Here is a 21,389-nt window from a genome sequence, read left to right as displayed (position 1 = left end):
TACGCGCTTATCGCGGACGCCTACGGACTGCCCACGCGCTGATCCCGGTCGTGGCACGGCCGTCCGGACGGCCGTGCCACGTCAGCCCTGCATCGGGCGGGTGCCGATCAGCTCGGCGATCCGCTCCGGGGCCACCGCGCGCGAGTACAGCCAGCCCTGGCCGGTGTCGCAGCCGATCCTGCGCAGCCGTTCCGCCTGGCCGGCCGTCTCCACGCACTCCGCGGTGACGGTCAGGCCCAGCCGGTGCGCCAGCTGCACCATCGCCTCGACGATGGTCTCGTCGGCCGGGCTCGGATGGGCGCCGTCGTCGTAGCGGAAGCCGCGGACGAAGGAGCCGTCCAGCTTCAGCACCGAGACCGGCAGCCGGCTCAGATAGGCGAGGTTGGAATAGCCCGTGCCGAAGTCGTCGATGGCGATCCGCACGCCCATCTCGCTCAGCGCCTGGAGCGCCTGGATCGGGCGGCCCGCCGAGCCCATCACCGCGGACTCGGTCAGTTCCAGCTGGAGCAGCGAGGGGTCGAGACCGGTCTCGGCGAGGATCTCCGCGACGTCGGTGACCAGATCGGAGTCCCAGACCTGGCGCACGGCGACGTTGACGCTGATGAACAGCGGCGGGTCGGCGGGGTGTTCCAGCTGCCAGCGCCGGGCCTGCCGGCAGGCGGACTGGAGCACCCAGCGGCCGAGCTGGACGATCGAGCCGTCCTCCTCGGCGATGGCGACGAACCGATTCGGCGAGAGCATGCCGAACTGGGGATGGTTCCAGCGGACCAGGGCTTCCACCCCGCGCACGACCCCGTCCGCCATGCCGACCAGCGGCTGGTACTCGATGGTGAACTCGCCGCGCTCCACGGCGGGCCGCAGATTGGACGAGAGCGTCTGGCGGGTCATCCGGTGGGCGTTGCGCTCCGGGTCGAAGACCGTCCAGCGGGCCTTGCCGTCCGCCTTGGCCCAGTACAGCGTGGTATCCGCGGCCTGCATCAGACCGGTGGCCGAGGTGCCGGCCACGGCCCGCTCCACCACTCCGATCGAGGCGGAGACGGAGAGCCGCTGCCCGGCCAGGTCGAAGGGCTGCTGAAGGGCGGCGAGGACCGAGCGGGCCAGGTCGGTGAGCTGTTTCGTACCGGCGGAGTCCTCGACCAGGATGGCGAACTCGTCGCCGCCGAGGCGCGCCACCAGATGGGCGCCGGAGCGGCGCGGGCCGTCCTGGGCGGCGCAGTCGGTGAGCCGTGCGGCGACCGCGGCGAGCAGCCGGTCGCCGATCCGGTGGCCCATCGTGTCGTTGACGGCCTTGAAGCCGTCCAGGTCCAGGTAGCAGAGCCCGACCCGGCCGTGTCCGGAGACGCCGTCGTCGTACGACGGGGTCTCCAGCACCGCCGAGAGCCGTTCGAAGAACAGCGTCCGGTTGGGCAGCCGGGTCACCGGGTCGTGCATCTGGAGGTGGCGCAATCGCTTCTGCAGCTCGCGCCGGTCGCTGATGTCCGAGACGGAGAGCAGCACCCGGCCGGGCCCGGGGCCGTCGTCCGCGCCGGCCGCCCGGTCGGGCATCGGCACGACGGTGACCTCGGCCCACAGCGCGCGGCCGTCGGGGTGCTTGAGCCGGTGGGTGCAGCGGAACCGTGAGCGCCGCCCGTGCAGCACCTCGCGGTAGGCGTGCCAGGTCCGGCCGTCCGCCGCGAGGTCGAGCAGATCGGCGGCGGACTGGCTGGTGAGCCTCGGGGCGGGGCGGCCGAGCAGGGTGCCGAGGGCCTCGTTGGCGGTGACCACCAGGCCCTCGTGGTCGACCACGGCCATCGGGAGCGTGGCGGCCAGGAACGCGGCCCGGTAGCCGTGCGGCTCGGAGCACCCGCCCTCGGCCGGAGGCCACGGAGCGTGACGATCCATGGCCGCCGGTCCTGCGGAATGCCGGGGTGTGCCCGCCCTGGGCCCGCGCCCTTCGGGGGTTCCGCTCACCGATCGCTCCCGCCGTGCGGTTCTGTCCTGAACAGGTGTGGCCGGACTGGCCCGTCGCGCGGAGCGCCTGGGTCGAAGGCGGGAATCGCGCGGGAAAGCCTGGTGAAGCATAGAGGTTGGTGCGTCGGCCGTTCCAGCGCCCGACCCTTCCATGCCCCGCGTTCGCCCCGCATGGGCCATTCGCGCAGGGCTCCGTTTTGCCCGTAACCGATCACTTCTGAGTGTTTGCGTTCTCCTGCGCAACCTCGATGACCGATTGTGACTGTCTGTGAGGGTCAGGGTCATGATCGTCCGCTGACTCGACTGGTGCAGCCCAACAGGACGCGGGCCCCGGGCCGACACAGGGTGAGTGGGTGACCGCATTTCGTACCCGGAGGTAGTCGTGCCGCGTCAGCACAGACCCGGGGGAGTCGAGAGGCCGAGCCTGCGCTCCGTCGGCGCCGCCGTGACCTCTCTCCTGGCGCTCGCTGCCACCTCCCTCGTCGCCGGGCCCGCCGTGGCCGCCACCGGGGCGGAGGGACCCTGCGCCCTGACCCGGACCGAGGCCCACCACTCGCTCGGGCTGAGCGACTGGAACGGCGCGTACCCCCGGCCCGACCACCCCCTCGACGCGGTCATGATCTTCCTGTCCTTCCCGGACCACACCCCCACGGTCGCCCCGGCCGAGCTCGCCGCCGACCACTTCCCCGCCACCACCCGGTTCTTCCAGCGCGCCTCGTACGGGAAGTTCACCCTGCGCCCGCACCCGATGCGGCAGTGGATCAGGATGCCCAGGACCTCCGACCGGTACGGCATACGCCGCGACTGGGACGACGACGGGCGCGCCGCCTACCTCCGGGACGCCATCGCCGTGGCCGATCCGAAGGTGGACTTCTCCCGGTACGGGATCGTCTACCTGGTCGCGGACCCGGACGCCCCGGGGGTCGACTCCGACGCCACCAAGGTCGTCAACTTCGACCGGCCGCTGCACGCCGACGGCACGGAGATCCGCCGCGTGGTCACCGTCTTCGAACAGCATCCGCCGGACCGCAATGTGCTGGCCCACGAGACCGGGCACGTCTTCGACCTGCCGGACCTCTACCACCGCCCGTCCGACGGCAAGGGCGACTGGGACACCTACGTCGGCGACTGGGACGTGATGGGGAGCCAGTTCGGACTCGCGCCCGACCTCTTCGGCTGGCACAAGTGGAAGCTGGGCTGGCTCGACCGCAGACAGGTGGTCTGCGTCCAGCGCAGCCGGGACATCACCCTGGAGCCGATGGCCGCCGCGCCGGAACCCGGGGCCTCCATCGGCACCCGGCTCGCGGTGATCAGGACCGGCGAGAACAGCGCCGTGGCCATCGAGGCCCGTAGCGCCACCGGCAACGACAGCACCACCTGCACCGAAGGTGTCCTGCTCTACCGGGTGAGCAACGAGACCCCGTCCGGCGGCGGCCCGGTCGAGGTCCTCGACACCCACCCCCGTACCGACGCCTGCTGGGACCGCTCGGTCTACGCCCCGCTCGCGGACGCCCCGCTGCGGGTCGGCGAGACGTACAGCATCCCCGGCGGGCACGCCAGGGTCGAGGTCGCCGACCGGAAGCCCTCGGGCGCCTGGACGGTCCGGATCACCACCGGAACCTGAGGGACCCGCCCCCGTCCGGCCCGAACGAAGAAGCCCCCCGCTTCCGCGAGGGGCTTCTTCCGTCTGTGCGCCGCCAGGGACTCGAACCCCGGACCCGCTGATTAAGAGTCAGCTGCTCTAACCAACTGAGCTAGCGGCGCCTGCTGACGTCGTAGACATTAGCATCCGGATCGGCGGGAGGAAAAATCGAATTCCTGGCCGCCGACGAGGGCGCCGATCTGGTCACCCGCACACAGGCCCAGAGCAGTACGTCGGGGCCCGGCAGCCAGGGGTTGCGGGTGTCGGGCGCGACCAGCCAGCGGGGGCCGGGGGAGCCCGGGGCGCAGGTCAGGGGCGGTACGGTCACCGCGTCCCCGGTGCCGTGGCAGAGCAGCGGCGGGACCCTGCCGTCGCCGTCCTCGCCGTCGGCCCGCCCCCGAGGCCCCAGGGCGGCCCGCGGCTCGGCCCCGCCGCCCCACTCCTCCCAGTCGAGCAGCGAGGGCAGCCGCTGGGCGGTGCCGGGCGAGGCGAACAGCAGCATCCGCCCGCGATGGGTAGCCACCGGTCCGGAGCCGGGGCCGTCGGACCACAGGTGCTCCAGCATCCGGCGCCCGAAGAGCGTGGGCACGTTCACCACGTCGAAGGCCGATCCGCACGGCAGCACCCCCGGCGAGGAGGGGTGCGCCTCCCACTGGGCCAGTGTGCTGCGCGGATACGCGGCCGCGCCGGCCAGCCAGGCGGCACCGGCCGCCGTGAGCTGGGCCGTCTGGTGCGTGGCCTGGTTCCGCAGTACGGCGAAGACGTCGGCGTCGTGCGGACGGGGGACGTCGCCGTGGTGCAGGGTCGAGTTGTCTGGCAGCCATGCGCTCATGCCGACATGTCTACCTGGAGTGATCAAGCGGATTCCGAGAGTTGCCGGAAACCGGGACAGGCCGGGGGGCGGGGGAGTATCTTGCGCTCGGGCATATGCCAGTGGTTCAACCCGGAGTCAGCATCGGCCCCGCCCGGCCGTCCGCCGGAATCCGGGCGTCCGACCTGTGCGGCGGAACTCGTCCGCGCGACGACCGCGGTCACGGCCGCCCGCACGGCCGGCGCCGGGCCCCGCGGCCGTCAGGGCGCGGCACCGCCCAGCAGACTCCGGCCGAACTCGACCATCTTCTTGGCATAGTCCTCGGTCCACTGCGCGCGCTCCGCGATGTCCGCGGTGGTGAGCCGGTCGAACCGGCGCGGATCGGCGAGCTGGGCGGCGGCGATCGCCTGGAACTCCACCGCCCGGTCGGTCGCGGCCCGGAACGCCAGGGTCAGCTCGGTGGCGCGGGACAGCAGCTCCTTCGGATCGTCCATCGACTCCAGGTCGAAGAAGTGCTCCGGATCGGCGACTGCCGCCGACGGCTCGAAGAGCAGGGGTGCGGGGCGCATCCGCTGCTGCCCGTTCCGCTCGGGTTGTGCCATGGGGTGTTGCCTCCTTGAGTCACCGGACCGTCCCGACGGCCACCCTCCATTGTCCAACCCCCCGCAAGTCCCCCACCGTCCGGAGCCGCCGACGCCGTGCCGCGGGCCACGGCCCGGGTGCGCTCCATGGCCGGAAAAGGGTGTCACCGCGGGCGTACACCCCGCTAGGGTTCTCCCCCCAGTGAGGGGCATCACTTTTCCGGGGGGACGACAGGTCATGGAAGAACCCGAGAAGCCGGCGGCCGAGCCGCCCCGGCACACGCCGCCGATACCGCCCCGGCGGCCGAGCGGCACGCCCGCTGCGAGTGGCACGCCCGCTCCGACCGGCGGCGACCGGCCCTGGCAGAACCGAGTGCCCACGCCTCCCCCGCCACCGCTCCCCCCGCACCTGGGCGGCAGCGTCGATCTGCGGGTCGGCAAGCGGCTGCTGTGGGTCGGCGGCGCGGCCTACCCCCTGCGGAACATCACACGCGTCTACACCTTCCTGCTCACCCCGAAACGGGGCGAGGCGACCGTGCGCTTCTTCAAACGGCTCGCCCTCATCCTCGCGGTGGCGTTCGGTCTGCTGATCCTCGACGGGATCACCCGCTTCGGTTCCAGCGAGGACTCGGGCTCGATCACCGGACTCGTCCAGACCGGCGGCCTCATCGCGTTCGTCTTCTCCGGCGTGGAGCTGCTGATGGTCCTCACCGCCCGCGCCCACTGGGTGCTGGCCGTCGAGACGTCCGGCCTGTCGACCGCGCTGGTGACCAGCAAGAACATCCCCCACCTCAATGAACTGGTCGGCCATGTCGTGAACGCGATCGAGAACCCGGACGTCGAGTTCCAGGTGAAGGTCGACACCCTCATGATCAACCCGAAGAACTACCAGTTCGGCGACAACGTCAACATGTACGGCGGCTCGGGCAATACGGGAATGGTGAAACAGTGAGCGGCGACAACTTCCACATCGCGGGCGACAACGTCAATGTGCACGGAACCGGCAACATCGGCATGGTGAAGAACATGGCACCGGCCGCCGTGAGCCCCGAACTCCAGGCAGCGCTGGCCGAGTTGACCGTGAAGCTGCAAGAGCTTCGGGCGGTGGTGGCGCCCGCGGACGCGCAACGGATCGACGCGGCCCTCCCGGCCCTCGCCCCGGACGCCGCGGTCCAGCCGCAGGCCCGGTTCAACGCGCTGACGGCGATCGCGGGCATCGTCGCGACCGCCGGGTCCTTGCGGGAGCCGATCGAGAGCGCGGTGAACGGAATCCGCCAACTCCTCGGCTTGTAGAGGGTCGTAACGGGTCGTAACGACCCACAGCTGTTCGGCCCGGCCGGGCGCGGCGGCACGCGCAACGCCCGGCCCCTCCCCGCGCCGGGGCCGAGCCCGCGCGGACGTCACGTCCTGCGGGAACTTCACCGTGCCCGCCCGGGGAATCCGATGTTCCCCGTCGCGCCCCCGTGAGAGCATCGGGGACACCGGTCCGCTCCCTTTCGCCGTGTCTCGCGACGCGGAGGGAAGAGCGCGGGCCGTTGCCATGAGATCTGCGGACAGCGGGGGCCGTGTGATGTACGCGACGGAGCCGACGGAAGCCCGCATCGAGGATGCGGGCAACGTCCTGGTCGCACTGGGGGAGCCGGGGGGGCGGGGGACGACGCGGCGGTCCTGGTCAGGGAATTCTTCGGGGCCGTGATCACGCCGGAGGAGCGTGCCTCCGGATCGCCCGGTCTCGCGGGGAAGACCGTCTATCTGTGCGGTGACGTGTCCCGCATCGACGCCGGACGGTTGCGCGAGGCGGACCGGGTGTTCGTCGTACGCGAGTTGGCGCGCGGCCATCGGGAGGGCGCAGGTGAGCCGTGCAGCGTCGTCGGCGCCGACCGGGTCCCGCTGTGGGTGCACGGCGTCGGCGTGTACTACCGCCGGTTCTTCCCGCTCGACGCGGACCACTTCGGGTGGATCGGCGCGGAGCACGCGTTCCAGTCCCTGACCGAATCCACCAAGCCCGGAACGGCCCGGCGCAGCGGAATCCAAAGGTGCGGGCCCGGATCGAACTGCACGGCGGTCGGGCTGCATCCTCCCAGGTGCTTCCGTACGTCGGAGCGACCGCCGCAGAGATCAAGGCTCTGCCCGAAATCACAGTGACCGTGGAACGGTCGGGCAAGACAGGCCGACCGGCAACGGTTTTCGCACTCCGTGGTGACACTTCCGGAAACGCTGAGTCCACAGAAACGGTTGCGGAGGCGATGCCGGCCGGACCGGAACGTGACCCGAACCGTGCCACGGTCGTACAGATGGACACCTACCGACCGGCCCCGAAGAAGGCTCCAGGGCGTGAGCCAGTGAGGCGGTCGGAACCGTTCGCCCCTGCCAGCCCCTTCCTGGCTCTGCTCCGAACCGCTCGAACAAACCAAGGAACGCCCCTGCCGAGAATGGCAGGGGCGTTCGCTTGTTGGTCAGCGCCGAAGGTCCCGGAACTCCTCCAGCATCCGCAGCGCGGGAGCGAAGGTGCCCCGGCCTGCGCCCGGACAACGTCGCTCAGCAGGCAGCGCCCACACTTCCCAGCACGACATACAGCGCATCACCCCGGAGTGTTCCGGATCACCAACCGCGCTGCCACCGCACCGGGGGCACTGCTGCATGACAACTCCCTATGCCGTGACGTCGAATTCTCCCAGCTTGGCACCGCTCAGGAAGTCGGTCCACTCCACAGCCGTGAACTCGACCGTCCGGCCGTTGGCGGTGTTACGGACGGCCACTTTGCCGGGGATGTTGGTCGCGACCTCCACACACCGGGGGTCGTTGTTGTTGTACTGGCACGCGCTCGACGTGCGGAACTCGAATTCGGGAACTGTGGCCATCGTGCGTATCCCTTCGCCATGCGTGCGGGGAAGCGGTCCCCGTGTGAGCAACCCGCCCCGGCCGCTCGACCTGTCCAGGGTTTTCCACCACCGGGGCGGGGGCGTGCGCCGCCCCCGCCGAGATTCCGAACGGGTACGGGGGCCCAATTCGGTTACGTCCGGCAGGGACGGAGACGTGGGTTCTCACCATCTGATCGGTTCCGACGTGCCGCCGCACAGGCAGGGCAGGGCACCTTGTAAGTGCGGCGGCAGGTCCGACACCCCTCGAACCCGAAACAGTCGGGACACCAGATCGAACGGTGCCCAGTGCACAGCCCGCAATAGGTCGCGGGCACGGGAAGCGTCGCTGCGGCCTTCGGCAGGGCCTTCCGGGCCTGGCATATCTTGGCTGGTCTCGTCGCGGTCGCAGGGGTCACAGCCCACCTCTACGACTCCGCCTGTTGGCCTCGGCGACCCTGGCGCTCAGGAGTTCGGACAGCAGTTCGGCCGGTGGCTCATGGTCGGGGCACTTCGGGCTGCCGCACTCGCACTTGGTCCATCGCAGAGCAGAACCCGGTGCAAGGTCGGCGCCTTCCGCGCCAGAGTCAGACTTCTGCACCAGGAGTACACCGCCGACGCCGAGCCCCCCCGGGGAGACGCGATAGGAATTGTCGGGCTTCACTGCTGCTCAGACGATCAGCCGCTTCGGTGTCCCGCGCCTTGCTCTCGCCCATAGCACCGCACTCTCCCGATCGATTTTGCGTCGATGTGCCGACGGTAGGAAGTGGCGAGTGTCGGGCTCCATGAACTTGCATGAGCTTGCACATCAGTTGGCTTGGCCAGTAGCGCTATTGACGCTGTCTCCACAGGTCAGCGAAGCTGATGCAAGCCCGAGCAAGCACCTGGACCAGGGAGCCGACCATGGCCGTGGAGTTCATTGGAATCGACCCCGACACGGACCGGGACCACTGCATGACCAATTGATTGCTGACACCGTGGCCAGGGGTGTGGTGATCCGAAGGGCGCGGGTGGTCTCCGAGCCGGTATCGGACTACATCCGTTGGGAGCACTACGTCACTCATGCCAACGTCACAGCGGGGGAGCAAGTCCGCTGGCTGCCCCGGCGACGGGCAACCACCATTCCCCTGCCGGGAAACGACTTCTGGCTGTTCGATGACTTGCTGCTCCGGGTCCACCACTTCTCGGGGGACGGCGCGGTGGTGGAGGACGAGATCACGGCGGACCTGGAAGCCGTGAAGCTGTGCTCCGCCGCCTTCGAAGCGGTCTGGGAGCGAGCGATCCCGCACCACCTGTACGAGATCTGACGAAAGCCGGCTCCATGCCCCCACACCCCTCCTCACGCGTTCAGAAGGCCCGTGAAGAGCTGGCCAGCCGTCTGCGCGAGATCCGGAAGGATGCGGGGATCAGCGGGCGGGAGCTGGCCGTCACATGCGGCTGGTCGGAGTCGAAGTCTTCCCGCATCGAGAACGCCAAGACCCCTCCCTCCGACGCGGATATCAAAGCGTGGTGCCGGGCCTGCGCCGCCGATGACCAGACCCCCGACTTGATCGCTGCCAATAGACAGTCCGCAGATGCTCATGTGCAGTGGAGGCGACTCCAGCGAAGCGGTCTCCGCCGCTTGCAGGAGTCCACTGGGGATCTGTACCAACAGACAAAGATATTCAGGGTCTACGTCTCCGACGTGATCCCCGGATTCCTCCAGACACCCGGATACGCCACTGCCCTGCTGTCCTCCATCGCACACTTCCGGGGGACTCCGGACGACGTGAGCGATGCTGTGGCGGCCCGTATGAGGCGTAACGAGGTGCTGAGCAACGGCGTACGCCGGTTCTCGTTCGTACTGGAGGAGTCGGTGTTGCGGTACCGGCTGTGCAGCGCCGAGACGATGGCGGCACAGCTTGGTCACCTGCTCGGGGTCATGGATCTCCAGAACGTTGCCGTAGGGCTCATTCCGTTCTCAGCTCAACGAGCGGTGTGGCCCATGCCCACCTTCACGATCTTCGACGACACCAGGGTGCACGCGGACACCCTGGACGCTGCCGCCACCCTCACGCAGCCCAGCCAGGTCGAGCTGTACAGCCGGGCCTTTGAGCGGCTGTCACAGGAAGCCGTGAGGGGAGCGGCTGCACGTTCTCTCATAGCGGGTGCGTTGGCGTCCCTGGACTGACTGCCTGCGCGTCACCGCAGCTCACGGCCGCCAGGACACACGGTGCTCCAGGAGGTGAAGGTATGTGGTAAACATCGCGTCCCAGCCGTCCGGGAACTTCACCGTGACGCCCAGCTGCACCGGCTCCGTCGACGGGTGCTCGTCCAGCAGCTCGGTGACGCCCGCCCGGCAGACCACGACGCAGGCGTGCCGGTGGCGCGAGGCGAGGACGCAGAGCCGGCCCGTCTCCAGGTGGAAGGCCGTGGCGTCGGGGCGGCCGGACAGCGGGTGCAGGACCACCGTCACGTCGAACTCCCGGCCCTGGAGCCGGTTCGCCGTGTCCACCGCGACGCCCGTCACCCCCAGCTCCGCGAGCGCCGCCCGGACCGCCGCCGCCTGGTCGCGATGGGCGGTGCCGACCGCGACCCGGTCCGCCGTCACCGGCACCGGGTCCGGGGAGCGCTCGCTGGTCGCCGCTCCGCCCCGGTCCAGCAGTCTGCGGACCACCAGGGCCACCGCCCGCACCGCCTCCGGGTCGGTGCGCGGGGTGTGCCTGGCCGGCAGTTCCAGCAGGCCCCAGCCGGACTCCGCGGCCTCGTCCAGCACCCGGTCCGGGGCGGAGCCGTCGGACGCGACGCCGAACGACAGCCGCCGGTCGCCGTGGTCCGTACCGCTGCGGAACGGGGTGTACGGATAGAACGCGTCCGAGACCAGCGGAGCCGCGGAGGCGGGCAGCCGCCAGGACACCGGCAGCCGGTGCTGCGGCAGCCGGGGATTGTGCGCGAGGAGCGTGGAGACGGCGCTCGCGGACGGATCGTAGGAGAGCCCCGCCCACTGGTCCGCGCCGACGATCGAGAACGGGTCCAACTGGCCCGGGTCGCCGACGAACAGCGCCCGCTCGAAGAGCCCCGCGACGGCCAGCAGCGCGTCCGAACGCATCTGGTACGCCTCGTCCACGATCGCGTGGCCCCACGGCTCGACGTTCTTCACATGGGCCCACTTGGCGGCCGTCGAGATGACGACGTCGAGCCCGGCGAGATCGGACGCCTTCGCCGACTTCCGTACGTTGGCCAGCCCGTCCAGGGCCTTGTCGTACGGGTCGGTGTCGTTGCTGTGCAGCCGGCCGACCGGCAGCCCCGGATCCTTCTCCGCCAGCCGCACCACCAGGTCGTCGACCTGGGCGTTGGTCTGCGCGACCACCATCAGCGGATGTCCGGCCGCCGCGAGTTCGAGCGCGGCGCGCACCACGAGCGTCGACTTGCCCGCGCCCGGCGGGGAGTCCACCACGATGCCGCGCGACGTACCGCCCAGGGTGTCGGCGAGGATCGCGTCGGTGGCCCGAGCGGCCTGGGCGCCCGGGTCGGATACGGCGGTCACAGGAGGTCCTCCGCGGTCACGGGGTCGGGATGCTCGGGGAGCCCGGCCGCACCCGGCGGGCCGCCGTGCGTCCAGGGCGTCGCCTCCGGGTCCGGCAGCTTCGGGCCGCCGCGCTGATCGTGCTCGAAGAGCGTCCAGGCGATCCGGTCGCCAGGCTCGGGCAACGAACCCGGGGCGGGCTCCTTGCCCCGGCCCATCCGGTCGAGGATCCGCAGCACCAGCGGGGGCGCGCCCCCGTCGTCCGGCTCGGCGTACCCCACGAACTCGGCGGTCTGCGGCCTGCCCTCCAGGGAGCGGTACACCTTGGTGCGCTCGCCGAGATGCGGGTGCTCCTCCGTGCGGACCGTGACCAGCGGGCGCGGCGACGGGCGCTTGGACTCGCTGTACGCCATCACCACCTCCGCCACCTCCGCGACGAACGCCTCACCGGCCAGCCGCCGCCCGGCCAGCACCAGCGGATCGTCCAGCGCCTCCTGGGCCTCCAGCTGGGCCTGCGCCGTCTCCCGCGAGGCCAGCTTCTGCGCGGCCGTCACCGCGTCGTCCCGGCGCGGCTGCGGCGGCTCGCCCGAACGCACCCGGTCCCGGTGGCCCGTGAACGACCAGCGGTCCCTGGTCCAGCGGTCCTCGGCCCTGGCCCCCTCGGGGAGCTCCCGCAGCAGATCCAGGCCCCGCCACACCGCGTCCCACGTCGGCCGGGTGACCCGGGCCAGCAGCGCCCTGATCTCCCGCTCGGCGGCGGTCAGTTCGCCCAGCCGGGCATCGGCCGCCAGGCCGTCCTCCGCCGCCGCGAGCGAGGTGCGCGCCCGGTCGTACTTCTCGATGGCGGGCGCCAGCAGCCGGTTGTCGAACGCGGGGTCCGTGGCCGGACCGGCGGGCGGGCACAGCAGCTGCCCCTCGCCGTCCCGCGCCAGCTCCGCCCGGAGCGCCGCCGAGGCGCCCGACTCGCCCTCCGGGGTGTCGATCCAGGCCAGCAGCGCACCCAGATGCTGATCCTCCAGGCTGCTCTGCCCGGTCGCCCAGTGTCGGTTCAGCAGATCGGTGGTGGCGAGCAGCAGCGAGGAGCCGGGCACCCTGGCCCGCTCCCCGTAGTGCGTCAGCCAGCGGCCCAGCAGCGGGACCCGGGCGGGCGCGGGGTACGGGGCGTCCGGGTCGTCCTCGGCGGTGCGCCGGAACCGCATGGAACGGCCCAGCAGCCGGACGAACTCGATGCCCGCCCGGCTCGGCACGATCAGCTGCGGCGCGTCCGCGCACAGCTCGACCTCGACCTTGGTCCGCTTCCCGGTCTCCGGGTCGGTCTCGTTGCGCTCGGCGGGCTCGACGACGTCCTCGTACGCCTCGATGTGCGGCAGCACCGCCTCGGCCAGCTCGGCGAGGAACGAGAACCGCAGGTCCCGGTCGCGCGGCTGCGCGACCGTCAGCAGCCGGGGCGCCTCCCGGTCCGTCCCGACGAGCGCGCCCAGCGGGGCGCCCGCCTCACCGGCCGTGGTCAGCGGGACCAGGACGAGCGGCCGGTCGGTGAGGTGGCGGTGCCGGACCGTCGCCATCGGCTGTGCCCGGCCGCTCTCCACGGCCTCCAGCCGGGCCAGGGTGCTGATCAGTGACATGCCGGACCGCCCGCCAGCGCCTCGGCGCGCAGCGCCGCCGCCCGGCGCAGGGCCGCGACCGTCGGATCCGCCGGATCGCCCTCCTTGCCCGCGGCCGCCGCCAGCACCTCGCCCACCGTGGTCAGCCCGCCGAGCTCGCCGCGCACGCTCCGGCCCAGCGCCTCCACCGCACCGGCCTCGCGCGCCCTCGCCCGGCAGTGGAAGGCCAGCTCGCAGGCGGCCAGGCACTCCGGGGCGTACGCCGCGCCGACCGATTCGACCGCGGCCTCCAACTGCTGCCGGGGGCGCTCCGGGTCGAAGCCCGCGCCCGGGGGCAGGGCCGCCGCGATCTCCTCGATCCGGGTCAGCCTGGTCAGCTGGCGGCGGGTGACCGCGCGCTGCTTGCGCACGTCGACCACCGAGGCGGTGGGCAGGTTGGAGAAGTCCTTCGGGCAGACCAGCAGCACCCGGTGGCCGACCTCGGCGCCCTCGGTGCGCTCCGCGACCCGCTCCAGCGCCAGCACATAGACGGCGGACTGCCGGGCCGCCGCGCCGACCTTCGCGGCGTCGGCCGAGCCGTCGACCATGGGGAAGGACTTGATCTCGACGACCGTCCAGGTGCCGTCGGGGTGCACCGCCACCGCGTCCGGCTCCAGATAGGCGGGGGAGCCCGCCACCTCCAGGGCCAGCATCGGGTGGTCCAGCAGCGCCCAGCCGCCCGCCTCGGTCGCCTCCCGCAGTGCCAGCGCCGTGCGTGCGGCGCGGCCCTCGGGGCCCGCCGCCGTCAGATCGGGCACCGCGATCCCGTGCGGCTCCTCACCGCCGCCGCCGAGGTGCTCGTGCAGCAGCCGCATCAGCTCCGTGCCGCCGTCGGCCTTGACCCTGGCCTCGAAGGCGTTGCCCCGGACGAAGGCGAACTGCGACTGCCCGTAGGGGGCCGGAGAGCCGAGCGCCGAGGCCAGGGCGGCCTTGTCCACCCCCGCGCCGTCCAGCAGGGCGCGGCGGCGGCAGCCGGGGTTGGCGGCCAGGGCGGCCAGCGCGCGGGCGTCCAGCGGACGCGGCGGGACGGCCGGGCCCCGCAGCTCAGCGAGTCGCTGCCGGAGCGTCGTCGCCCGCGGCTCCCGCTCCCGCGGGGGCGGCGGCGTCGGCCCGGGGGACGCGACCGGCCGAGGCGTCTGCGTCGGCCGATGCGGCGGCATCGGTGGAGTCTGCGGAGGTGGTCCGCTGGCCGGGGATTCGCTCACCCGCGGAAGTCTTGCATCCGGCACTGACAACCGGGGACTCCGCGACCGGGGCGATCCTCGGGAAGCGGGCCCCGACCCGGTCCCTGATCCGGTCCGCGAGACGCATCACGGGCCGGGCCAGCAACGCTCCGAGGCCCATCACGGCGGCGCCCGCGACCGCGTCGAGGAGGTAGTGGTTGGCCGTCCCCATCACCACGAAGGTGGTGATCAGCGGGTAGGCGACGCCCAGGGCCCGGACGTACGGGTTCTTGCCGTGGCGCCAGATCAGGATGCCGCACCAGAGCGCCCAGCCGACGTGCAGGCTCGGCATCGCCGCGTACTGGTTGGTCATGCCGCCCATGCCGCGCGGGGCGCTGGCCTCGGTCCCCCACCAGCCGTACGAGCTGTACTGCGCCATCGTGTCGACGAAGCCGTGCCGGGCCTCCAGCAGCCGGGGCGGGCAGGTCGGCAGCAGGGTGAAGCCGATCAGGCCGAGCATGGTGGAGGTCATCAGCCAGGTGCGGGCCCTGCGGTACACCTCCCGGCGGCGGCGGAAGAGCCAGACCAGGACGACCGGGGTGACGAGGTAGTGCAGGGACGCGTACGCGAAGTCGGAGGGTATGCCTATCGAGGGGTGCGCGGTGAGCAGCCGGTTGAGCGGGTGTTCGAGGTTGATGTGGAGCGTCTTCTCCAGGCGCAGGATGCTCAGGCCGTGGTCGACGGCGGTGGACACGTCGCCGCGCGCCACCAGCCGGCCCGCCGAGTAGGCTCCGTACACCAGGGCCAACAGCGGCAGCTCGGTCCACCAACGGGGCCGCGGGCGCGCCACGGGCGCGGTGCTGGCAGGCTGCATCCGGAAGCTCTCCATCATGTGTTCATGCGACCGACGACGGGCGTTCAACCGTACGGGGCGGTCCGGTCGCGATTCCCACGGGGTCCTTTCGGAATTCCCGCGTGCGGGCAGATTTCTCCGCGCAGAGTGGGACGTCGGCGCGGCCCCGCAGGTTGCCTCGCGAGCACGTACGCGATGATGGGAAAACCGGATGATCCACATCATCGCGATCGCCGGCCTCAGATCTCAGTTCAGGGAGAGCCGTCATGGCACCGCGTATCCTGCTCGCCCGGCACGGGCAGACGGAATGGTCCGTCAACGGCAACCACACCGGCAGGACGGACATCCCGCTCCTCGACACCGGCCGGGCGGGCGCGAAGCTCCTCGGCGAGCGGCTGCGGCGCGGACCGTGGGCAGAGCTGCCGGGCCTGGAAGTGCGCACCAGCCCGCTGGTGCGCGCCAGGGAGACCTGTGACCTCGCGGGATTCGCGGACCGGGCCGAGCCGTGGGACGCGCTCATGGAGTGGGACTACGGGGCGTACGAGGGGATGACCCCGGCCGAGATCAAGGCGATCCGGCCGGACTGGTTCATCTGGCGCGACGGGGTGCCGGAGGGGGAGACCCCGGCCGAGCTGTCCGCCCGCGCCGACGAGATCGTGGCCTGGGCCCGCTCGGCCGACCGTGACGTCCTGGTCTTCGCCCACGGCCACATCCTGCGGGCCCTGGGGGCGCGGTGGCTCGGCGAGGACGTGTCGTTCGCGGCCCGCGTCCGGCTCGACCCGACGTCGCTCTCGGTGCTGGGCTGGGCCTACGGGGCACCCGCGATCGAACGCTGGAACGACACCGGTCACCTGGAGCACTGAGGGCCCGCGGTGCTACGAGGCGGCGGGCTTCGCCGCCTCCGTGTGCCGCTCCAGGAAGTCACGCACCTCCGTGACGCAGCGCTGCGGCACCAGCACCGTCACCGCCTCCGTCAGCATCGCCCGGATGCGGGTCGACCGGACCCGGCCCAGCAGGTCCAGCACCTGGTGGCCCGCCGCGGCCGCCTCCGCGACCCGGCCCGCGCGGGCGAGGTCCCAGGTCAGCTCGGTCCGGTACAGCGCCAGGTTCCGGGTGAAGTGCGGGTCCTGGAGCCGGGCGGCCCGCCGTGCGTGCCGGGCCGCCCGGGACCAGTCGCCCAGCGTCGACCAGCACTGCGCCTCCAGCATCTCCAGTTCCGCCTCCCGGAAGAAGGTCATCCACTCCGGGTCGGCGTCGCACGGACCGCGCCCGAACGCGGTGTGCGCCCGGCCGATGGCCCGCTCGCAGCCCGTACGGTCCCCGAGCCCCGCCCGGCCCCCCGCCTCCCGCAGCGCGAGCAGGGCCAGCAGCCGGGGCGAGCCCAGCGGCTGCGCCGCCCGCTGCCCGGCCTCCGCCGCGCGCACGGACTCCCGGGGCCGCCCGGTGTCCCGGGCCAGGAACGAGGTGTTGCAGAACGCGTGCGCCTCCAGCGCCGCGTCCCCGGCCACCCGGGCCGTCGCGAGCGCCTCCGCGTAGTGCGAGCGGGCGTCCTCGAAGCGGCCCGAGTCATGGGCCAGCCAGCCCACCGAGATGGCCAGCTCGCCCGCTCCGGCGTGCAGCCGGTCGACGGTGGAGCGCCGGGCGGCCGTCCCGGAGTCGAGCAGCGCGTACGCCGCCCGCAGCGGCCGGGACGCCCTGCGGTACAGGCCGTCGGCGCCGTGCCGGTCGTCGAGCAGCCGGATCTGCCGCACCGCCTTCTCGACGGCGCTCACCTCGGTCTCGCCGACCCGGCGCGGGTCGGGAACGGCGGCGGCGGACGGGGGGCCGAGGCCCAGGGTGGCGGCCGCCATCGCGGTGGTGCCGCTCGTCATCAATACGCGACGCAGCACGTCGCTCTCCTCGTCGGTGTCGCTGTGGAGCGTGGGGGGTGGTGGGGTGTCGGCAGTGGCCCGCGCCCCCCGGCCGCGTACGGATTCGCGCGGCGAGAAGCCCAGGTCCGCCAGGGTCGTTCCGGGGAACATGTGCAGGAAGACCCGTTCGTACGCGTAGTTGGGGCAACGGATCTCCCCGGACTCCACGCGTCCGATGTACCGGGCGTCGCACGCGACCTGCTCGCCGATCTCGCGGGCCGATCTGCGTACCGCGGCAGCGAACTCCCCGGCGGAGCGCTGACCGCGCAGCCGCCGGAAGGCGAGGTTGGGAACTGCCCCTGTCGACACCATGGCGGGGACCTTTCTTCTGCAGCTCGTCTGCAACCGGGCTCCTGCTTCCGGTGTCCCGGCGGAGCAAGAACGTACCTGCTGTGAGGAGCCACACACGCAGCGTTTCCGTACAAAGCGGGCATCTCGCCCGTGATCCGCCATGAACTGCCACCCTTTGCGGCGGCGTGGCACCGTAGCCCTTGACGCCGTCGGCGCGTTGGTCCATGCGGAGACGGAATCCGGCTCCGCCCGGCGATGAGAGGAGAGGTCCCTTGTTGCACCTCGGCACGGAGACCGGCCCGCGGACCACTGCTGCGACGACCCCGGCCGTACCGGGCGCCCCGGCGCCCGCCGCCGTCACGGAGGAGCACGGTGCCGCACCCTGCGACCTGGTGACCGTCCCGGCCCGCCAGGGCCTGGAGGCCGTCGACATCCTGCGCCGGGACGCCGGTCAGGACATCGGCCCGGTCCTGCACGACGGCGCCTGCGACACCCTCGGCTTCCTCGTGCCGCCCGGCACGGCCGAGGCGTGGGACGTACCGGGCAGCGCCTGTACGCGGACCGCCGGCCGGGGGCTGCGCATCCCCGCCGAGCCGCCCGTCACCGGCAGCGGCTGGCTGCTGCCGCCCGAGGACGACGCCCCGGTCACCGATCCGGCCGTGCTGCGGGCCGCGCTCGACCAGGCGGCCCGGCTGATCGAAGCCGCCGACAACTGCCGCTGACCACCGCCGCCTCGCCCACGCCCATAATGGGCAGGTGGGCGGGTTTCCCCGGCACGGCCGGTTCCCTACCGGTCCCGAGCGAAGAGCAGTGAGCGGGCACGAGCAGCGGTGGCACGTCGAGGAGCGTCGGGCGGGGGTGCGGGCGCCCGTAAGCGGTCCGACCGCACAGCGGGGAACGGCAGGACCGGGCGGTCCGGGCGCCGGACGGAGCCCCTGGCCGAACCGGTCGACGGCGGCCTCGCGGAGCTGGTCCCCGACCGGGAGCGGCCGCGCGCCTGGACGCTGACCCTGGACGGCGCCCCGCAGTCCCACGTGGACCTCGACGACCCCACGTTCCTCTCCTTCGAGTACCAGCGCAGGATCGGCCACATCGCCGATCTCGTCGCACCCCCCGGACAGCCGCTGCACGTGGTGCACCTGGGCGGCGGGGCCTTCACCCTCGCCCGCTACATCGCCGCGACCCGGCCCCGCTCCACCCAGCAGATCGTCGAGGTGGACGCCGCGCTCGTCCAACTGGTCCGCCGGGAACTCCCGCTGGACCCGCAGGCCCGGATCCGGGTCAGGACCGCCGACGCCCGCGCCGGGCTCGGGAAGGTCCAGGACGGCTGGGCGGACCTCGTCATCGCCGACGTCTTCAGCGGGGCCCGTACCCCCGCCCACCTCACCAGCACCGAGTTCCTCGCCGAGGTCCGCCGCGTCCTGAAGCCCGGCGGGAGTTACGTCGCCAACCTGGCGGACGGGCCGCCGCTGACCCATCTGCGCGGCCAGATCGCGACCGCGGCCACGGTCTTCCCCGAACTGGCGCTCGCCGCCGACCCGACCGTGTGGCGCGGCCGCCGTTTCGGCAACGCCGTACTGCTCGCCTCGGACGCCCCGCCGGCGGTCGCCGAGCTGACCCGCCGGGTGGCGACCGATCCGCATCCCGGCCGCGTCGAACACGGACGCGCGCTCGCCGACTTCACCGGTGGCGCGGCGGCGGTGAGCGACGCCGACGCCAGACCGTCCCCGCCACCGCCCCCCACCGCCTTCGGCTGAGACGCGTTCGGCCCCCGGGGCGCGGCCCCGGACGGCTCGTACGGCCGTACGAGCGCGGCCGCGCGCCCCGGTCCGCAACCGACCCATCCTGCACCATCGGGCCGCACCCCGATCCGTAACCCCCGCGGACACCACCACTGTCCCCCGAATGGCGTACGGTGCCGCCCATGGCAAGTGTGCTCGTGGTCGAGGACGACCAGTTCGTACGATCCGCCCTCATCCGGCACCTGACCGAGGCGTCCCATACGGTGCGCAGCGTCGGCACGGCGCTCGAAGCGCTGCGCGAAGTGGCCCACTTCCGCTTCGACGTGGTCATCCTCGACCTCGGTCTGCCCGACCTGGACGGCGCCGAGGCGCTGAAGATGCTCCGGGGCGTCACCGACGTGCCCGTGATCATCGCCACCGCGCGCGACGACGAGAGCGAGATCGTCCGGCTGCTCAACGACGGCGCCGACGACTACCTCACCAAACCGTTCTCCGTGGAACACCTGTCCGCGCGGATGGCAGCGGTGCTGCGCCGCTCGCGCGCCGCCGGGGGCGAGGCACCCCCGCCGAGCGTCATACGGGTCGGCGGGCTCAGCATGGACCCGCTGCGCCGCCAGGCCGAACTGGACGGCACCGCGCTCGACCTGACCCGCCGCGAGTTCGACCTGCTCGCCTTCCTCGCCGGGCGGCCGGGAGTCGTCGTGCCCCGCAAGGAGCTCCTGGCCCAGGTCTGGCAGCAATCCTACGGGGACGACCAGACCATCGACGTCCATCTGTCCTGGCTGCGCCGGAAGCTGGGGGAGACGGCCGCGCGGCCGCGCTATCTGCACACCCTGCGCGGGGTCGGTGTGAAGCTCCAGCCGCCCGCCCCGGACCCGGAGCGGCCTGCATGAGATGGGCCCTGGTCAAGGTCTGTCTGGCCGTCACCGCGATGGTCGTGGTCGCCTTCGCCGTACCGCTCGGTCTGGTCGTCAAGGAAATGGCCCGGGACCGCGCCTTCTCCGACGCCGAGCGACAGGCCGCCACCATCGGCCCGACGCTCTCCATCACCACCGACCGCAGAGAACTCGAAACGGCCGTGCTCACCACCGAACCGGGCGGCGGGGGCCGGATGGCCGTGCACATCCCGGCCGCCGACGAGACCGACAGCCGGCCCCTGGAGATCGGCGTCGGCCACGCCACCCGCGCGGACCTGAGCACCGTGCGCAAGGCCGGGCGCGCCTCGATCACCGAGGTGCCGGGCGGCTTCGCGCTGCTCCAGCCGACCGCGCTCGGCTCCGGGGACGTGGCCGTCGTCGAGGTGTTCGTGCCCGAGGACGAGGTCTCCAACGGCGTGGCCACCGCCTGGCTGGTGCTGGCGGGCGTCGGCATCGCGCTGGTCTTCGGCTCCGTCGCGGTCGCCGACCGGCTCGGCGTGCGGATGGTGGAGCCCGCCCAGCGGCTCGCGGGCGCCGCCCACGACCTCGGGGAGGGCAGGCTGGGCACCCGGGTGGTGGAGGAGGGCCCGACCGAACTGCGCTCGGCCGCCGCCGCGTTCAACTCCATGGCCGACCAGGTCGTCCAGCTCCTGGCCAACGAGCGGGAGCTGGCCGCCGACCTCTCGCACCGGCTGCGCACCCCGCTGACCGTGCTCCGGCTCAACGCCGCCTCGCTCGGCGAGAGCCCGGCCGCCGAGCAGACCCGGGCCGCGGTCCAGCAGTTGGAGCGCGAGGTCGACACCATCATCAGGACCGCCCGCGAGCAGCGCCCGCAGACCCAGGGCCTGAACGGCGCCGCCGGAGCGGGCTGCGACGTCTCCGAGGTGATCCGGGACCGGATGGCCTTCTGGTCGGCGCTCGCCGAGGACGAGGGCCGGGAGGTGAGCCTGGCGGGGGTGGACCGGATGGTACGCGTCCCGGTCGCCCGGCCCGAACTGGTCGCCGCGCTGGACGCGTTGCTCGGCAATGTCTTCCGGCACACCCCGGAGACGACCGCCTTCGCCGTCGATGTGCACCTCAGCGGCGACGCGGTGATCGTGCTGGTCTCGGACGCGGGCGGCGGCATCGCCGACCCTCAGGCGGCCCTCGCCCGTGGCGGCAGCGGCCGGGGCGGGGCGGGGGCCGCGGTGGGATCGACCGGGCTGGGCCTGGACATCGTGCGCCGGGTCGTGGAGTCCACCGGCGGCGATCTGCGGATCGGCGACTCGGTGCTCGGCGGTACGGAGGTGTGCCTGCGGATCGGGCTCGGCGGACGACGGCCCGAGCGCGACCGGCGCAGGCACCGGGGGGACCGGGGGCGGCGCGGGGCGGCCCGCCGGAACGCGACGTTCCGAAAGCGCCCGGGGAGAGTCTGAACCGCTCAGGGCTCCCGATGGGCTCCCCGGGGGAGCCTCGGGGGCCCGGGATTCCCACGCTCCCGGGGTGCCTGGCCGGTGTCTCGCCAGTGCCTCGCCGGTGCCTGG

At 72.6% G+C, this 21,389-nt stretch carries 19 protein-coding genes, 1 tRNA gene and 1 pseudogene; 11 read left to right on the top strand and 10 right to left on the bottom strand.

Annotated features, from left to right (window positions below):
* Positions 1-81: 81 nt before the first annotated feature.
* Complete coding sequence (locus tag ACFVFH_RS05060; protein ID WP_383763458.1) at positions 82-1,881, bottom strand: putative bifunctional diguanylate cyclase/phosphodiesterase; 1,800 nt, start codon at positions 1,879-1,881, stop codon at positions 82-84.
* Positions 1,882-2,332: 451 nt separating this feature from the next.
* On the opposite strand from ACFVFH_RS05060, the gene ACFVFH_RS05055 reads away from it, so the two are divergent.
* Positions 2,333-3,574, top strand: coding sequence for a M6 family metalloprotease domain-containing protein (locus tag ACFVFH_RS05055; RefSeq protein WP_383763455.1), 1,242 nt, complete (start codon positions 2,333-2,335; stop codon positions 3,572-3,574).
* Between the two features lie 66 nt (positions 3,575-3,640).
* Here the strand turns inward: ACFVFH_RS05055 and ACFVFH_RS05050 are convergent.
* The 3 genes from ACFVFH_RS05050 to ACFVFH_RS05040 all read right to left on the bottom strand — a co-directional run bounded on the left by ACFVFH_RS05050 (position 3,641) and on the right by ACFVFH_RS05040 (position 5,005).
* Positions 3,641-3,714: transfer RNA gene (locus ACFVFH_RS05050), tRNA-Lys, on the bottom strand.
* A complete protein-coding gene (locus ACFVFH_RS05045) occupies positions 3,705-4,424 on the bottom strand; it encodes a hypothetical protein (protein WP_383763453.1) in 720 nt (239 codons plus the stop codon). Before ACFVFH_RS05045 ends, ACFVFH_RS05050 begins: the two co-directional genes overlap by 10 nt.
* A gap of 239 nt (positions 4,425-4,663) precedes the next feature.
* Entirely contained in the window at positions 4,664-5,005 is a 342-nt protein-coding gene (locus ACFVFH_RS05040; RefSeq protein WP_383763450.1) for a hypothetical protein, read from the bottom strand.
* 217 nt (positions 5,006-5,222) lie between these two features.
* Here ACFVFH_RS05040 and ACFVFH_RS05035 point away from each other — a divergent pair, with 217 nt between their 5' ends.
* From ACFVFH_RS05035 to ACFVFH_RS05025, 3 genes are all read left to right on the top strand, one after another.
* Entirely contained in the window at positions 5,223-5,936 is a 714-nt protein-coding gene (locus ACFVFH_RS05035; RefSeq protein WP_383763448.1) for a DUF6232 family protein, read from the top strand.
* Entirely contained in the window at positions 5,933-6,277 is a 345-nt protein-coding gene (locus ACFVFH_RS05030; RefSeq protein WP_383763446.1) for a hypothetical protein, read from the top strand. The genes ACFVFH_RS05035 and ACFVFH_RS05030 overlap by 4 nt, the downstream gene beginning before the upstream one ends.
* Before the next feature lie 399 nt (positions 6,278-6,676).
* A complete protein-coding gene (locus tag ACFVFH_RS05025) occupies positions 6,677-7,129 on the top strand; it encodes a hypothetical protein (protein ID WP_383763444.1) in 453 nt (150 codons plus the stop codon).
* A gap of 506 nt (positions 7,130-7,635) precedes the next feature.
* On the opposite strand, the gene ACFVFH_RS05020 is transcribed toward ACFVFH_RS05025, so the two are convergent.
* Positions 7,636-7,845, bottom strand: a complete 210-nt coding sequence (locus ACFVFH_RS05020) for a DUF397 domain-containing protein (RefSeq protein ID WP_383763442.1) — start codon at positions 7,843-7,845, stop codon at positions 7,636-7,638.
* Positions 7,846-8,795: 950 nt separating this feature from the next.
* Between ACFVFH_RS05020 and ACFVFH_RS05015 the strand changes: the two are divergent.
* Positions 8,796-9,149: pseudogene (locus ACFVFH_RS05015) on the top strand (DUF6879 family protein); the annotation flags it as partial.
* A gap of 14 nt (positions 9,150-9,163) precedes the next feature.
* Positions 9,164-10,012: a helix-turn-helix domain-containing protein gene (locus ACFVFH_RS05010; protein WP_383763439.1), complete on the top strand. Its 849-nt coding sequence runs from the start codon at positions 9,164-9,166 to the stop codon at positions 10,010-10,012.
* Positions 10,013-10,033: 21 nt separating this feature from the next.
* Here ACFVFH_RS05010 and ACFVFH_RS05005 read toward each other — a convergent pair whose 3' ends face one another.
* Genes ACFVFH_RS05005 through ACFVFH_RS04990 form a run of 4 tightly spaced genes read right to left on the bottom strand, consistent with a single transcriptional unit; the run spans position 10,034 to position 15,042 of the window.
* Positions 10,034-11,368 (bottom strand): AAA domain-containing protein, encoded by a 1,335-nt coding sequence (locus ACFVFH_RS05005; protein ID WP_383763437.1) that lies wholly within the window; start codon positions 11,366-11,368, stop codon positions 10,034-10,036.
* Positions 11,365-12,972 carry a hypothetical protein gene (locus ACFVFH_RS05000; protein ID WP_383763434.1) on the bottom strand — a complete coding sequence of 536 codons (1,608 nt, stop codon included), beginning with the start codon at positions 12,970-12,972 and terminating at the stop codon, positions 11,365-11,367. Before ACFVFH_RS05000 ends, ACFVFH_RS05005 begins: the two co-directional genes overlap by 4 nt.
* The gene (locus ACFVFH_RS04995; RefSeq protein ID WP_383763432.1) at positions 12,963-14,150 is read right to left on the bottom strand and encodes a hypothetical protein; all 1,188 of its coding nucleotides are present in this window, start codon (positions 14,148-14,150) and stop codon (positions 12,963-12,965) included. The genes ACFVFH_RS05000 and ACFVFH_RS04995 overlap by 10 nt, the downstream gene beginning before the upstream one ends.
* Positions 14,035-15,042, bottom strand: a complete 1,008-nt coding sequence (locus tag ACFVFH_RS04990) for a phosphatase PAP2 family protein (protein WP_383763619.1) — start codon at positions 15,040-15,042, stop codon at positions 14,035-14,037. The genes ACFVFH_RS04995 and ACFVFH_RS04990 overlap by 116 nt, the downstream gene beginning before the upstream one ends.
* Before the next feature lie 230 nt (positions 15,043-15,272).
* On the opposite strand from ACFVFH_RS04990, the gene ACFVFH_RS04985 reads away from it, so the two are divergent.
* Positions 15,273-15,869 carry a histidine phosphatase family protein gene (locus ACFVFH_RS04985; RefSeq protein WP_383763430.1) on the top strand — a complete coding sequence of 199 codons (597 nt, stop codon included), beginning with the start codon at positions 15,273-15,275 and terminating at the stop codon, positions 15,867-15,869.
* 12 nt (positions 15,870-15,881) lie between these two features.
* Here the strand turns inward: ACFVFH_RS04985 and ACFVFH_RS04980 are convergent, their stop codons facing one another.
* A complete protein-coding gene (locus tag ACFVFH_RS04980) occupies positions 15,882-17,228 on the bottom strand; it encodes a tetratricopeptide repeat protein (protein WP_383763428.1) in 1,347 nt (448 codons plus the stop codon).
* A gap of 251 nt (positions 17,229-17,479) precedes the next feature.
* Here ACFVFH_RS04980 and ACFVFH_RS04975 point away from each other — a divergent pair, with 251 nt between their 5' ends.
* The 4 genes from ACFVFH_RS04975 (at position 17,480) to ACFVFH_RS04960 (ending at position 21,281) form a co-directional block, all read left to right on the top strand.
* Positions 17,480-17,929, top strand: coding sequence for a hypothetical protein (locus ACFVFH_RS04975; protein ID WP_383763425.1), 450 nt, complete (start codon positions 17,480-17,482; stop codon positions 17,927-17,929).
* Positions 17,930-18,037: 108 nt separating this feature from the next.
* On the top strand, positions 18,038-18,964 hold the full coding sequence (locus ACFVFH_RS04970) for a spermidine synthase (protein WP_383763422.1): 927 nt from the start codon (positions 18,038-18,040) through the stop codon (positions 18,962-18,964).
* Between the two features lie 167 nt (positions 18,965-19,131).
* Positions 19,132-19,842: a response regulator transcription factor gene (locus ACFVFH_RS04965; protein WP_383763420.1), complete on the top strand. Its 711-nt coding sequence runs from the start codon at positions 19,132-19,134 to the stop codon at positions 19,840-19,842.
* A complete protein-coding gene (locus ACFVFH_RS04960) occupies positions 19,839-21,281 on the top strand; it encodes an ATP-binding protein (protein WP_383763417.1) in 1,443 nt (480 codons plus the stop codon). Before ACFVFH_RS04965 ends, ACFVFH_RS04960 begins: the two co-directional genes overlap by 4 nt.
* The last annotated feature ends 108 nt before the right edge of the window (positions 21,282-21,389 follow it).

Source organism: Streptomyces sp. NPDC057697, from assembly GCF_042799335.1.
In the GTDB taxonomy this organism is placed as follows: Bacteria; Actinomycetota; Actinomycetes; order Streptomycetales; family Streptomycetaceae; genus Streptomyces.
The sequence above is the reverse complement of the archived record's forward strand: the minus strand, read 5'-3'. Positions and strand labels throughout refer to the sequence as shown.

Excerpts from the sequence above, each read along its gene's own strand:
- ACFVFH_RS05060 (WP_383763458.1), bottom strand. The coding sequence starts at position 1,881 with ATGGATCGTCACGCTCCGTGGCCTCCGGCCGAGGGCGGGTGCTCCGAG.
- ACFVFH_RS05045 (WP_383763453.1), bottom strand. The coding sequence starts at position 4,424 with ATGAGCGCATGGCTGCCAGACAACTCGACCCTGCACCACGGCGACGTC.
- ACFVFH_RS05040 (WP_383763450.1), bottom strand. The coding sequence starts at position 5,005 with ATGGCACAACCCGAGCGGAACGGGCAGCAGCGGATGCGCCCCGCACCC.
- ACFVFH_RS05035 (WP_383763448.1), top strand. The coding sequence starts at position 5,223 with ATGGAAGAACCCGAGAAGCCGGCGGCCGAGCCGCCCCGGCACACGCCG.
- ACFVFH_RS05020 (WP_383763442.1), bottom strand. The coding sequence starts at position 7,845 with ATGGCCACAGTTCCCGAATTCGAGTTCCGCACGTCGAGCGCGTGCCAG.
- ACFVFH_RS05010 (WP_383763439.1), top strand. The coding sequence starts at position 9,164 with ATGCCCCCACACCCCTCCTCACGCGTTCAGAAGGCCCGTGAAGAGCTG.
- ACFVFH_RS05000 (WP_383763434.1), bottom strand. The coding sequence starts at position 12,972 with ATGTCACTGATCAGCACCCTGGCCCGGCTGGAGGCCGTGGAGAGCGGC.
- ACFVFH_RS04995 (WP_383763432.1), bottom strand. The coding sequence starts at position 14,150 with ATGCCGCCGCATCGGCCGACGCAGACGCCTCGGCCGGTCGCGTCCCCC.
- ACFVFH_RS04990 (WP_383763619.1), bottom strand. The coding sequence starts at position 15,042 with ATGGAGAGCTTCCGGATGCAGCCTGCCAGCACCGCGCCCGTGGCGCGC.
- ACFVFH_RS04985 (WP_383763430.1), top strand. The coding sequence starts at position 15,273 with ATGGCACCGCGTATCCTGCTCGCCCGGCACGGGCAGACGGAATGGTCC.
- ACFVFH_RS04980 (WP_383763428.1), bottom strand. The coding sequence starts at position 17,228 with ATGGTGTCGACAGGGGCAGTTCCCAACCTCGCCTTCCGGCGGCTGCGC.
- ACFVFH_RS04965 (WP_383763420.1), top strand. The coding sequence starts at position 19,132 with ATGGCAAGTGTGCTCGTGGTCGAGGACGACCAGTTCGTACGATCCGCC.
- ACFVFH_RS04960 (WP_383763417.1), top strand. The coding sequence starts at position 19,839 with ATGAGATGGGCCCTGGTCAAGGTCTGTCTGGCCGTCACCGCGATGGTC.